This window comes from Bacilli bacterium, from assembly GCA_036381315.1.
Taxonomy (GTDB): Bacteria; Bacillota; Bacilli; order Paenibacillales; family KCTC-25726; genus DASVDB01.
On record DASVDB010000112.1, the window covers coordinates 1 to 11985 of the forward strand.

General features: G+C 48.5%; 11 protein-coding genes and 1 pseudogene. All 12 read left to right on the forward strand.

The window, feature by feature from the left end:
• Positions 1–517 (forward strand): transcription repressor NadR (locus VF260_08380; protein ID HEX7057195.1); only part of this gene is annotated, 517 nt, incomplete at its 5' end.
• Positions 518–538: 21 nt separating this feature from the next.
• Complete coding sequence (locus VF260_08385) at positions 539–1615, forward strand: nitronate monooxygenase (protein HEX7057196.1); 1077 nt, start codon at positions 539–541, stop codon at positions 1613–1615.
• Positions 1616–2030: 415 nt separating this feature from the next.
• On the forward strand, positions 2031–2294 hold the full coding sequence (locus VF260_08390; GenBank protein ID HEX7057197.1) for a phage integrase N-terminal SAM-like domain-containing protein: 264 nt from the start codon (positions 2031–2033) through the stop codon (positions 2292–2294).
• A 99-nt stretch (positions 2295–2393) separates the two neighbouring features.
• Positions 2394–2816 (forward strand): annotated as a pseudogene (locus VF260_08395) (tyrosine-type recombinase/integrase).
• A gap of 307 nt (positions 2817–3123) precedes the next feature.
• Positions 3124–3609: a hypothetical protein gene (locus VF260_08400; GenBank protein HEX7057198.1), complete on the forward strand. Its 486-nt coding sequence runs from the start codon at positions 3124–3126 to the stop codon at positions 3607–3609.
• Between the two features lie 115 nt (positions 3610–3724).
• A complete protein-coding gene (locus tag VF260_08405) occupies positions 3725–4327 on the forward strand; it encodes a GNAT family N-acetyltransferase (protein HEX7057199.1) in 603 nt (200 codons plus the stop codon).
• A complete protein-coding gene (locus VF260_08410; protein ID HEX7057200.1) occupies positions 4324–4617 on the forward strand; it encodes a hypothetical protein in 294 nt (97 codons plus the stop codon). Before VF260_08405 ends, VF260_08410 begins: the two co-directional genes overlap by 4 nt.
• The gene (locus tag VF260_08415) at positions 4614–5159 is read left to right on the forward strand and encodes a histidine phosphatase family protein (protein HEX7057201.1); all 546 of its coding nucleotides are present in this window, start codon (positions 4614–4616) and stop codon (positions 5157–5159) included. The genes VF260_08410 and VF260_08415 overlap by 4 nt, the downstream gene beginning before the upstream one ends.
• Positions 5160–5565: 406 nt before the next feature.
• A complete protein-coding gene (locus tag VF260_08420; GenBank protein ID HEX7057202.1) occupies positions 5566–6603 on the forward strand; it encodes a LacI family DNA-binding transcriptional regulator in 1038 nt (345 codons plus the stop codon).
• Between the two features lie 380 nt (positions 6604–6983).
• Positions 6984–8327 (forward strand): ABC transporter substrate-binding protein, encoded by a 1344-nt coding sequence (locus VF260_08425; protein HEX7057203.1) that lies wholly within the window; start codon positions 6984–6986, stop codon positions 8325–8327.
• Positions 8328–8466: 139 nt separating this feature from the next.
• The gene (locus VF260_08430; protein HEX7057204.1) at positions 8467–11400 is read left to right on the forward strand and encodes an extracellular solute-binding protein; all 2934 of its coding nucleotides are present in this window, start codon (positions 8467–8469) and stop codon (positions 11398–11400) included.
• 13 nt (positions 11401–11413) lie between these two features.
• A partial coding sequence (locus VF260_08435) for a sugar ABC transporter permease (GenBank protein ID HEX7057205.1) occupies positions 11414–11985 on the forward strand: 572 nt, incomplete at its 3' end.

Below are 11985 nucleotides of genomic sequence, written 5' to 3' on the forward strand. Positions count from 1 at the left end.
AGGAGCGCGGCGGCGGGACTTAATACTGGGGTGGTTGCGGCAAAGCGGGCTGCCCATGACCGGACAGTTGCTGGCGACGAAAACGAACGTGAGCCGGCAAGTTATCGTGCAGGACATTTCGCTGCTTAAGGCGGCCGGCGAGCCGATTATCGCCACTTCGCGCGGATATTTGTATGTCAAGGAGAATTTTGCCGGCCGGCGGATCAGGCAGGTCATCGCCGTGTGCCACAAGCCGGAGGAAACGGCGGCTGAGTTGTACACGTTGGTCGATTACGGCGTAACGATCGTAAATGTGATCGTCGAGCATCCAGTCTATGGAGATTTGACGGGATCGCTCATGCTGCAAAACCGTTTTGATGTGGATGAATTTTTACAAGAGATGGAACGAACGAGCGCCTCGCTGTTGTCAAGATTGACGGACGGGGTGCATCTGCATACGATTGAAGCCGATTCGCAAGAGCAGCTGGACAAAGCGGTCGAAGCGCTGAAACGAATCGGCATTTTGCTTGAAAATTAATGGTCGCGGGGGCGCTTGATGATGCGTACGAAGCTGGAAACAGCGTTATGCCGATTGTTGCAAATTCGCTATCCCATTGTCCTGGCTGGCATGGCCGGAGGGCCGACAACCGCGGAATTGGTGGCGGCGGTAAGCAATGCCGGAGGGCTGGGCACTTTGGGCGGCGCCTATTTGGATGCCGACGCATTGCGGGATGCGATCAGGAACATTCGCGGTAAAACGGACAAGCCGTTTGCCGTCAATTTGTTTGCCGCCGTGATGCGGGACGATAACAAGAGGACGCCGCGAATGCAGAAAATTTTAAACGGGTTTCGCCGGGAATTGGGCATTGCGGCGGCGGATGGCGCGCCTTTGCGCTCAGCCGACCGGTTGGCGGCGCAACTTGAAGTGTTGCTGACAGAAAACGTGCCGGTTATCAGCACAGCGTTTGGCGTTTTGCCGGATGCGGCCATGCGCGAGGCGAAAGCGAGGGGGATGCGCGTCATTGCGATGGTAACGACCGTGCAAGAAGCGTGCGAAGCGGAAAAAAAAGGGGTCGATATCGTAGTGGCGCAAGGCAGCGAAGCCGGCGGACACCGCGGGACGTTCGATGTGGCCAGGCATCCCATGGGAGCCAACATCGGCACGATGGCGCTGGTCCCGCAAGTTGTCGATCGGGTGCGCATTCCCGTTGTCGCCGCAGGCGGAATCATGGACGGCAGAGGGCTGGCGGCAAGCCTGGCGCTTGGGGCGCAGGGCGTGCAGATGGGCACGCGGTTTTTGACGGCGCTTGAGTCGGGCGCGCATCCGGCTTACCAGGAAGCGCTGCTAAAAAGCACGGAGGAAAGCTCGCGGATAACAAAAGTATTTTCCGGGCGCCCGGCACGCGCGCTAGCCAATTCTTTTATGGACCGGTTGGAAGCAAACGGCGAAGAGCCATTGCCTTTTCCCACGCAAAATACGGCAACGCGGGATATCCGGAACGCTGCGGCGCGGCAAAACAATCCCGCCTATATGTCATTATGGGCGGGACAAGGCGTGCGCATGCTGACTGCCGATAAAGGAGCAGCCGAGATTATCAGGGATATTGTCGATCAGGCGACGGAGATTTTGGGCTGAACCCCACTTCGTTTTTACAGCTCTTTACAAATAGGCAATGTTGCGATAGTCTGACAATAAATGCGATAGTTTATATGTTTGCCGAAAGTATCGGAAGACTTGATGGATGTTGAGAAACATTCACGAGTCTTTTTTTTGTTTCCAATTTTATCTATGTCGTTTATAATTTATGGAAAGGAAAGCATATATGAACCAAATTGTTGTGCGAAAACGAAATGATTCGAGTCTGTCGCTAAAGATGTGCTATGACGAGAGACTGCTTGACAAAATACGACGACTTCCGCAGAAGCAATAGGATAAGTCGGAAAGAATTTGGCTCATACCCTATCGCGAACACGATATTGCTTTATTTGTCAATATATTTCGCGATGAAAAGGGAATTGTAGATAGTGAACTTTTGCGGGAATGTCCGGCTTTGCAGCATTTTGCCGGCGAAGAAGAGAAAAGTTCGGGTGTGTTTTTATGCCTCGCTCCTGAATGGAACTTGAGGGAAGCGGAATGCCTTACCCGGCAATTACAGCTAAGTGCATACAGCACGAAAACGATCAAGTCTTATTGCAGTCAAGTCGGCCGGTTTCTGCATCATGTCGGCGCGCATTCCGCTATCGACGAGAAAACGCTGCAGAATTACAGTAACTTTTTATTTAATCGCAAGCTATCCCATGCCTATGTCGGCTAGGCAATCAGCGCCATTAAATTTTATTTGCTGCATGTACGCCGCAGTTATTTGCCAACCGGTTCGTTCGTCCAGCCGAAGAAGGAGCAGAAACTGCCAAGCGTGCTGTCGCAAAATGAAGTCGTTCGACTGCTTGGCGCGGTGCAAAGTTTAAAACATCGGGCAATATTCTTCCTGATTTATTCCTCCGGCTTACGGGTGAGCGAGGCTGTGAGGTTAAAGCCGTACGATCTCGATCCGGAACGCAAGACGCTTGTTGTCAAGCAAGGTAAAGGCAGGTAGGATCGGGTCACGATGCTCTCCGATGCGGCATTTGAGATTGTTAGGAAGTATGAACAGGCGGAACGCCCGAACAAATGGCTGTTTCCCGGCCAAGACCGGGATGGGCATCTGACGGAGCGCACCGTGCAGAAAGTATTCGAGCAGGCGAAGAAAAATGCCGGCATCACCAAGCAGGCAAGCGTCCACACGCTGCGCCACTCATTCGCCACGCAACTGCTGGAAGGCGGAGTGGATCTGCGCTAGCAGGAACTTCTCGGACACAAATGCAGCCAGACGACCCAGCGCTACACGCACGTGAGTGTAAAAGACATTCGCAGGATCCTAAGCCCGCTGGATAGGATAATGAATAGCGGCAAGGAAACGGGGAGGGAATAGGTGGCGGGTGGAAAATGAAAGTTTAAAGTGAAAGAGGAGCAAAGTTCGCAAATACCATACAATTGCGAGTATTAGCGAAATACGCAAACCCACATGGAAACAAGGTATTAACGAAATACGCAGAAAATAAGTTATATGAAACCGGTGTAAAGCATACTTAGATGAAGGTGATTCTATGAAGTATGAGGATCTTATGGATCTCAAAGAAGACATATTTTTTGCAAGTCATATGGAACCTTCAGTTAATACTCTAAGATTATTCGTTAGAAGAGGTAAGACTAGTGATATTGCAGAACCACTATTGATAGGTAATAGGAACCTAGGAGAATCATATTCAATTACTATTGATGATAACTCGCCGGTGATACAAATTGATTTTGAAAGTTATATTGGATATTCAATATTAAATGAGTCGTTCACTGTGTGGGATGATTATGAAGAGTTCAAAGGAAAGAATTTTAGAGTTTATACGAAATCAAGATACTTGGATTTTATATCGAATGGAACAATAGCATCTGAAGATCATCCAGGACCGTTTAAGCACCGGTTTTCCTTGTCAAATGGCTATATGATTACAGCACCGGCAAAAGACAGGTTGGAAGCGCTCAAAATATCCAACGAGTTGATCAAGAACTTTGAGAAGAAAGCAAGGAAAGATTGAACGATAAGGGCTGATTGTGCTGGGACACATCCGCACCGGTTTTCTATTGTGGAATAATATGGTACGATCGGATAAGCTCCGAAAGAACTGCGATGCCGGACAAAGGGGATCATTCATGGATGTAAATAAGCTATTTTCAGAATCACCTGTCTTTGAAACGAGACGACTACAATTACGTAGGTTATCGCTCGCTGATATTAATGATTACTATGAGCTTGCTTCCAGCCCCATTGTAACCGCACAAACCGCATGGGATAGACACATTACTTACGACGATACGAGAAATTACATAAATAAGATCTTGCAACGATATGAAGACAAGGATGAATATCATTGGGGGATCGTTTACAAAAAATCAAATCGATTAATTGGCCGAATCGGCCTGATTCAAATCGACCCAATTCATGAAAAAGCCGAGTTAGGATACGTGATCTCCGATCGTTATTGGAACCAAGGAATCGTTACAGAGGCAACTTATCCAATCCTGGATTATGGATTTAAAGTGCTGGGACTAAACCGGATTGAGGCCAGGTGTAATTTTAACAACGTCGAGTCATATAGAGTAATGGAGAAACTTGGGCTCTCGTTTGAAGGAATATTAAGAAAACAATTGAAAATTAACGGGATATTTACAGATCAACGGATTTATTCGATCTTAAGAGATGAATTTTTCAGCAGACAAAATTCCAGTGAAATAAATAGGAGAGCACAAATATGAAGCGATTTAAGAACGTGTACCAGTTTAAAATTACATTAAAAGGAACGAAGCCTCTCGTATGGAGAAGAATTCAAGTCCCGGAAACATATACTTTTTATGATTTTCATCTTTCCATTCAGGATGAGTTTTCCTCATTAGAAAATTTAATGCTGCAAAAAGCTGACGTCGCGGATACGGTTACGTTATTTTTTCGCGGAAAAACAAGGCAAAATGAGGATCATCGACTCAATCTTAATGACAGCCGGAATTATGTTAATGGCACAGCAGGGCCCAAGGAAATGATTCGATGAAGACAATCTACCTAATCAGGCATTGTAAAGCCAGCGGGCAGGAACCTCAAGCGCCGTTAACCGAAGAGGGCATAAAGCAGGCGGAGGAATTGGCTTCGTTCTTTCATGATAAAAAAATCGATTATATTGTTTCAAGCCCTTACGACAGAGCTGTAATGACAGTACATAAGCTGGCCGGGAAACTAAATGTAACCATACATACAGACGAACGATTGCGGGAGAGGGTTTTAACTTCGGAAATTATTCATAATTGGATGGACAAATTGGCGGAATCATTTGAAGATCCGGATATGAAACTTGTTGGCGGCGAATCTGCAAGGGAAGCGATGGCCCGCGGAATCACATTAATTGAGGAAATCATCATGCGGCCTGAGAAAAATATTGCCGTAATTACACATGGCAATCTAATGGCATTAATATTGGCGTATTATACCAACGAACCCGGATATGAAGTATGGAGGAGGCTGACCAATCCTGATGTTTATGCATTTGCGGTAGAAAACAGCGCAGAGAACATAATGGTAAAGCGAATTTGGAAGTAACTCGTTTATCGCGACATCACTGTTAGGCCTCCAATAATCCGGCATTAAATCCTCTTTGGCGAGAACCTCCGTAGCAACGGCATAAAGTGCTGACGAATCCGCGCCCGTTTCCCCCACCGGGAATTTTTTCGCTTGTCACCGACATTTCCAAATAGAAAATACGCCAAAATTTATTATGTCGAAAAATATTTTACAAAATGAACCATAAAAATGCATAACAAACTGCGATAATAAAATATTAATATTTGCATATAGCTAACAATTTGTTATGATAGTGTTTGATTGGTTAGCCAATACGCGCAAATGGAGGTCATGGACCGCACCGGGCGCTTCCAGGTACCAGAGCATTACTTGGAAGCGGTCGGCAAGTTGCGATAAACATATAGATTTAACAGAATGGATGGTCATGATGCGAGGGAAAGTGACGATTCAGGAAATTGCCGACTTGACGGGCGTTTCCAAGTTTGCAGTATCACGGGCTTTATCCGGTAAAAGCGGGGTCAGCGCCCAAACGCGGGAAATGATTTTAAAAGCCGCCGGGCAACTGGGATATTTCCGGAAAAACGAGCCGAAATGGTTCGAAGGCGAACTTCACGATAATACAAAGCAAAAATGGTCCGGAACGATTGTTGTGATGTTTCCCAATATCCGGTATCAGAATAAAGAATCAGTATATTGGGGGCCGGTGTTCGACGGTGTCTCTACGCGGTTGGCGCAAAAAGGTCTGGACATCATCACGCTGACGGAACCTTCCAAAGATATTTTCACATTGTTCAAACCGGAAGCGATTCAGGGCATTATTACGATCGGCGCCATTTCCACGCAAAATTTGCTGGATATAAACCGGCTTAGAATTCCTGTCGTTATGATCGATCATGCCGATCCGGCGTTCAACTGCGATACCGTGTTTGCGGACAACTACAAATGCATGAAAGAGTTGGTGACGAAGCTCATCAGCAAAGGCTACCGCAAGTTTCAATTCGTCGGCAACATCGATCACGCGCCCAGCTTTTACGAAAGATGGCTGGCATTTCGCATGACGCTCGAAAACTATCAGATCGAATTCAAGCAGGACCCGATGCTGATCGGCCCGGAAGCCGATGACATCTATAAGCTGTTCTTCAAATGGAAACCTGCAATTCTTCCCGAAGTGTTCGTCTGCGCAAACGATACGAATGCGCAATTTCTGATCGACGAATTGTCCAAACTCAACATTGATGTGCCCGGACAGTGCGCGGTCACCGGTTTTGACAATACTTGCGATACACATCCGCTTCTTGCGACTGTTAACGTAAACAAGGAATTGCTCGGGATGAGGGCGGTCGATCAGATGCTGTGGAGAATTTTGAACCGCGATTCGGCTTATGAGCGGAAACTGTTATACGGAGACATCATCATCAAAGATGAGAACTCCTATCCTTTGGCGGGGAAGCAGACGCAATAACGAACATCAACCCGGAACAGATCGCGATATAAGGAAACATGCGCTTAAAGAAGTGCGTGTTTCCTCTTTTTTTTGCGGGATATATTGACAGATGTTATGCTCGATGCAACTTCCTAACAAACCAAAGCGAAAACATAACTGAATCAAAACATTTAAATAATAATAATCTTATTATGATTTTAATCTAACAAAATTTTAGTTAACGTTTTTTCGTATTGACGGTTATATATGTTATATGGGGGAAGTAAAATGTTTACTGATGGTGATGAAGCTTTTTAAGTCGGCAAAAAAAATTTTTCTATCGTTAAAGCAGCATCAATTTCTTAAGGCAAAATGCTTAAGTCAAGCAAAATTTTAACGGGGGGATTTCCGTGTCCAAAATGAAAGGGCTTACAGTTTTGTTCATTGCCTTGACGCTCATTTTGACTGCATGCGGCGGAGGAAGCAGCAAAAGCGCTCCAAGCGACAGTCCAAGCGCGACAGTAGCGCCTACCGCAACGCCCTCGCCGTCCGCATCCGCAGAACCTGAGACGGTTGATCTGGACGGCAGAACTATCAAAATTGCCATGTGGTGGGATGGGCTGCCAAAGGGAGAGACAGCTGGCGAGAAAGCGCTGCTGGCCAAAATTGACGAACTTCAACAAAAATACAATTGCAAAATCGAATTTGTAAACATTCCGTTCGAACAGAATATGGATAATCTCACTACGTCCATTCTCGCAGGCGAACCGATGGCGGACATTGCCATTTTGGAATTCAAGCGCGCTATCGCGCCGATTAAGCAGGGCCTTTTGCTTCCGATGAGTGAATTTACAAAAGCGACAAGCGACGTCAACAACGAGCAAAAGCATATGGTGAAATTGCCGCAAATCGCCGGTCAGGATTATTCATTCACGACACCATACGTCTCCGTCGTCGGGATGTACTATAACCGCGACCTGTTCAAGAAGTTAAGCTTGCCGGATCCGCAGGATTTGTATAATCAGGGACAATGGAACTGGGATAAATTTCTGGAAGTTGCCAAGCAGGCAACCCGCGATACCAATAACGACGGGAAAATCGACACCTGGGGCTTCGCCGGTTGGCCGGATGACGCCGCCCGTCATTTCGGCGTAACGAACGGCGCGCTCTTCGTGAATGAAAACGACCTGACAAGCGGCCTTGCCGACCCGAATTTGGCCGAAGCGTTGGAATTCGTCAAGCGGATCTGGAACGTTGAAAACATCGTTAAAGTCAAGACCGGCAACAAAATGGACTGGAACGAAACAAATACGTTCAAAGACGGCGACGTCGCCATGTCCATCAACTATGATTGGAACGTTGGCGACCTGACGTTTGAAGTCGGCGTCGTGCCGAATCCGGCTGGGCCTCACAGCGACGGCAAGCACACATATGCGAACACGGCGCAAAACGGATATTTCATTCCAAAAGGCGTAAAGGACCCGCAAATTGTTTATCAAATCTTTGAAGAAATGTATGATTTGCCTCCAACCGAAGAATATCTCGGTCAAGACTGGCTGGAGGCGCGCTTCAAGAACGAGGCCGACATCAGGATGTCGCTCGATCATATAAATGGAACCGGACGTCTGTCGCTTGAAGAAGGCATCCCGGATTTTCCGTTCTACGCCATCATGGATGATATCATCAAAAATAACCAATCCGTATCGGCAACACTTGATAAATATAAACAAGCTGCGGATTCGTCTTTAGCCAAATTGAAGTAAATCTTTTCGGCCGACGCTCGGCAAGTAAGAGGGGTGCACCGTTTGCGACGGTTCATCCCCTTCGTTTTTCAATTGTTGCGCTTCAGTTTTAAGAATCGGCCGTACAAAGGCCGATTCTCCGTATAGGGAGGGCTGAATTTTGCGGCAAAAAAAGCGGCTCAAGCGTTTGGTGGTTTCCGCTATCGGCATCGTTATTATAGCAGGGCTTACGGTATACTGGACGGCCGGAACGTCCGAAGATTTTGATGTTGCCGCGATAATGGCGCCTGCCGCGGCGATTCCCGCCGATCCTTACATGCAAAAGCAAGATGGCGAAGATTACGCGGATTACTTGGCCAAACACGAAGACGCAGTCTTTCCCGAGCATGAAATCGTTATCGAAGCTGCTGATTTTCATACAGCAGAGGGCGACGGATTTGCGAAACTGGAAGGGTTTGCCGGAGATAGCGGCGTATCCCTTAAAACCGGCGAACAGGGCTTGGTTGAATGGCGAGTCGAGGTACCGGAGACGGGATGGTACAACCTTTCCGCGCTTTACTATCCGATAGCCGGCAAAAGCGCGAGCATCGAACGCTCGCTTTTGCTCGACGGGGAAGTGCCGTTTAACGAAGCGGCCCATCTTAAGTTCGACCGCATTTGGGTAAACGCATCGAAGAAAGTAAAGCGGGACAACCGCGGCAACGATTTGCGCCCGCAACAGGTCGAGCAGCCGGAATGGCGCGAAACGTTGCTTAAGGATTCCGACGGCTATTACGAAGACCCATTCCGGTTTTATTTGACAGCCGGAACCCATTCGTTGTCCTTTGTTTCATCGCATGAACCGATGGTGGTTCGCCGACTCAAACTCGTTCCGTACAAAGAACCGGCTGCTTATAAGGAAACATTGCAGCAATATCTAGCTGAGGGATTGAAAGAAACGAAAGATTGGCTGCTTACGATTCAGGGCGAAGATGCGGTAAAGAAATCTTCTCCGACACTTTATCCGCAAGCGGAACGCTCCAGTTCCGCCGTTACACCATACAGTCCCAAACTGATCCGCGTGAATTCGATCGGCGGGTACAACTGGCGCATGCCGGGCGATTGGATTGAATGGGAAGTCGATGTGCCGGAAACCGGGCTGTATAAAATCGGGATGAAAGCAAAACAAAATTTTGTCCGCGGCATTTATTCCACCCGTCGGCTGCTGATCAACGGCGAAGTGCCTTTCAAGGAAGCGAACCGGATTCCGTTTCGGTTTAAAAGCGGGTACCGCATTGATGTGATAGGCGGTGATCAGCCTTATCTTTTTAAACTTCAGAAAGGCAAAAATGTGATCAGACTGGAAAACAGTCTGGGCGGATTCGCCCCGCTCATTCGCGAAGTGAAGGACAGCCTGTACACGCTAAACGCCATGTACCGCAAAATTGTCATGATTACCGGCACAGCGCCCGACCCTTACCGGGATTACCGCGTCGACAAGCTGGTGCCTCATCTGATCGAAACATTTCAGGCGGAAAGTGAGCGGCTAAAAGCAATCAGCAACGAACTGCATCGCTTGTCGGGAGGAAGCAGCGATTCGGAGGCTTTGTTGAAGACGATGGCGGTGCAACTGGACGACATGATCAAAGATCCGGACACGATTCCGCGCAGGCTTACCGCCTACAAGATTAACACCGGCGGACTCGGTACCTGGCTGCAAAGGACGTTGGAAATGCCGCTGCAAATCGACGAAATCTATGTGGCTGCGCCGAACCAAAAATTCCCGCCCGCCGGTTCCGGCTTTCTGGCCGGGCTTAAACATGAAATGTTGACCTTCGCTTGGTCGTTTTTCATCGACTACAATCAGATCGGCAATGTCGCCGACAAAAACGATCAGCGCTCGATTTCCGTATGGATCGGCAGCGGCCGTGACCAAGCGAACACGCTTAAGGCGCTGATCGACGAATCATTCACGCCTGATTCCGGAATTAATGTCAATTTGAAGCTCGTGCAGATGAACACGCTCTTGCCTGCGACATTGGCCGGCCAGGGGCCGGACGTGGCGATGCAGATCGGAAGCGATATTCCCGTTAACTTCGGGATGCGGCATGCCGCTTATAACCTGTCGAAATTTTCCGATTACCAAGAGGTGGCACAACGGTTTCGTCCGAGCGCGCTTGTTCCATACACATACGAGAACGGCATTTATGCATTGCCGGAGACCCAGACGTTCAACATGCTGTTTTATCGCCAGGATGTCTTGAGCGAGCTCGGGCTTCAGGTGCCGCAGACTTGGGATGACGTTCATAACCTGCTGGCCGTGCTGAACAAAAATCATATGCAGTTCGGTTTACCGTTCACGTTCATCCCGACATATCCGGGACAAAATATTCCGCCCAATCCGGTCTACGCCACACTATTGCTGCAAAACGGCGGGCAGTTTTATCGCGATGGCGGCAAGGAATCCGATTTGGATTCGCGCATCGGGGTTGAAACCTTTAAAATATGGACCGAATTTTACACCGATTACAAACTGGAACGGGAATTTGATTTTGCCAATCGCTTTCGGACCGGCGAAATGCCGATCGGAATCGCCGATTATACGCTCTACAACCAACTGACCGTGTTCGCTCCGGAAATTCGCGGCATGTGGGCCTTTGCGCCGATGCCCGGGACAAAACAGCCGGACGGCGCCATTCGGCGGGACACGCCGGGCGGAGGCAGTGCCGTAATGATGCTTGCGAGCGCAAAAGACAAAGATGCTGCCTGGGAATTTATGAAGTGGTGGACGAGTGACGAAACGCAAATTGCGTTCGGACGCGAGATGGAAGCGCTGATGGGGGCGGCGGCCCGTTACCCGACGGCGAATACCAAAGCGCTGGACAGTCTGCCCTGGCCGATAACCGATTATGAAAACCTGAAAGCCGAGTTTATCTGGGTGCGCGGGATTCCGGAGGTACCGGGTGGCTATTTTACCGGGAGACATTTGCAGAACGCGTTCTATAAAGTAGTCGTGGATAAAAAGGCTGAGCCCCGCGACGCAATTCTCGACTATACGCAGTACATTCAGGACGAAATTAAAACCAAGCGCAAGGAATTCGGCTTGCCGGATTAAAGGAGGGGTTCATATGCCAGGCATCAGCATTCCGCAAAAAGACACCCAAGCGGCAGCCGATAAAGCCGCCATCCGCCCCCCGACCTGGTGGGGCGCGCAAAAACGGGCAATCAAGGCGCACAAGCATTCTTACGTGTTGCTGGCTCCGTACATGATTTTGTTCGGGGTGTTTACCGTTTTGCCGGTCGTCATGTCGATCCTGATCAGTTTTACCTATTTCAACATGCTGGAATTTCCGCGGTTCATCGGCTGGCAAAACTATGCCCGCCTGTTTCTGAATGACGATGTGTTTTTGATAGCGGTCAAAAATACGATTCTCCTCGCGGTTATAACCGGCCCGATCAGCTATTTGGCCTGTTTCTTGTTCGCCTGGATCATCAACGATTTGCGCCCGAAGTTGCGCGCGTTCATGACGCTCATTTTCTATGCTCCTTCCATCTCAGGCAATGTGTATTTCCTGTGGCAGCTGATTTTCTCCGGCGACCGCTACGGCATCGCCAACGGCTTCCTGATCAAGCTTGGGATCATCCTGGAGCCGATTTTGTGGTTGAAGACGGAACAATACATATTGCCCATCATTATTCT

Excerpts from the sequence above, each read along its gene's own strand:
- VF260_08385 (HEX7057196.1), top strand. The coding sequence starts at position 539 with ATGCGTACGAAGCTGGAAACAGCGTTATGCCGATTGTTGCAAATTCGC.
- VF260_08400 (HEX7057198.1), top strand. The coding sequence starts at position 3,124 with ATGAAGTATGAGGATCTTATGGATCTCAAAGAAGACATATTTTTTGCA.
- VF260_08405 (HEX7057199.1), top strand. The coding sequence starts at position 3,725 with ATGGATGTAAATAAGCTATTTTCAGAATCACCTGTCTTTGAAACGAGA.
- VF260_08410 (HEX7057200.1), top strand. The coding sequence starts at position 4,324 with ATGAAGCGATTTAAGAACGTGTACCAGTTTAAAATTACATTAAAAGGA.
- VF260_08415 (HEX7057201.1), top strand. The coding sequence starts at position 4,614 with ATGAAGACAATCTACCTAATCAGGCATTGTAAAGCCAGCGGGCAGGAA.
- VF260_08420 (HEX7057202.1), top strand. The coding sequence starts at position 5,566 with ATGATGCGAGGGAAAGTGACGATTCAGGAAATTGCCGACTTGACGGGC.
- VF260_08425 (HEX7057203.1), top strand. The coding sequence starts at position 6,984 with ATGAAAGGGCTTACAGTTTTGTTCATTGCCTTGACGCTCATTTTGACT.